We start from the raw sequence: 1123 nt of genomic DNA, 5'->3' as shown, positions 1-1123 counted from the left end.
CCCGTGGGCCTCGGCCGTCGCCCGGTCGTTGGCCGAGACGATCAACGCTGCCAGCCGCCCGAACGGCGGCAGGCCGGCCGCCTCGCGGGCGGCGATCTCCTCCTCGTAGAAGCGCTCGGAATCACCCGACAGGAGCGCCGCGATCACCGGATGCTCGGGCTGGTAGGTTTGCACCATGGCGCGGCCCGGCCGCTCGCCGCGGCCCGCCCGGCCGGTGACCTGCTGCAGCAGCTGGAAGGTGCGCTCGGCCGCCCGCGGATCGCCCGAGGTCAGCCCGATGTCGGCGTCGAGCACGCCGACGAGGGTCAGGTGCGGGAAGTTGTGGCCCTTGGCCACGAGCTGCGTGCCGACGACGATGTCGCATTCGCCGGCCACGACCAGTTCCAATTCCTGCCGCAGCCGCTCGGCGCCGCCGGGAAAGTCGCTCGACAGCACGATGATGCGCTTATCCGGAAACAGCTCGGCCGCCTCCTCCGCGATGCGCTCGACGCCGGGGCCGCAGGGGGTGAGGTTGTCGAAGGTGCCGCATTCCGTGCACGCCTCGGGCCGGCGCTCGCTGTAGCCGCACTGGTGGCAGACGAGCGCCTTGCGGAAGCGGTGCTCCACCAGCCAGGTCGAGCAGTTCTTGCACTGATAGCGGTGGCCGCAGGCGCGGCACAGCGTCAGCGGCGCATAACCCCGGCGGTTGAGGAACAGCAGCGCCTGCTCGCCGGCAGCGAGGTTGGCCTTCACCGCGTTGACCAGCGGCGGCGAGAGGAAGCGCCCGCGCTCCGGCTTGTCGAGGCGCATGTCGATCGCCTGGATGTCGGGCAGGCGCCGCCCGCCGAAGCGCTCGGGCAGCCGCACGCGGCGGTAGCGCCCGCGTTCGACGTTCACCCGCGTCTCGATCGAGGGCGTCGCCGAGGCCAGCACCACCGGGCAGCCCTCGAGCTTGCCCCGCACCACCGCCATGTCGCGTGCGTGGTAGTGGACGCCGTCCTCCTGCTTGTAGGCGCTCTCGTGTTCCTCATCGACCACGATCAGGCCGAGCTTCCGGAACGGCAGGAACAGGGCCGAGCGGGCGCCGACCACCACCCGCACCTCGCCGTTAGCGACCCCTGCGCGCAGCCGCTCGCGCCGCCGT

The 1123-nt window shown here is 72.1% G+C and carries 1 protein-coding gene; it reads right to left on the bottom strand.

The window, feature by feature from the left end; translation table 11 throughout:
• Window positions 1-1123 (bottom strand): primosomal protein N' (gene priA, locus FV222_RS26925; protein ID WP_147816189.1); only part of this gene is annotated, 1123 nt, incomplete at both ends.

It is taken from the genome of Methylobacterium sp. WL103 (assembly GCF_008039885.1).
GTDB classification, from domain to species: Bacteria; Pseudomonadota; Alphaproteobacteria; order Rhizobiales; family Beijerinckiaceae; genus Methylobacterium; species Methylobacterium cerastii.
The sequence above is the reverse complement of the archived record's forward strand: the minus strand, read 5'-3'. Positions and strand labels throughout refer to the sequence as shown.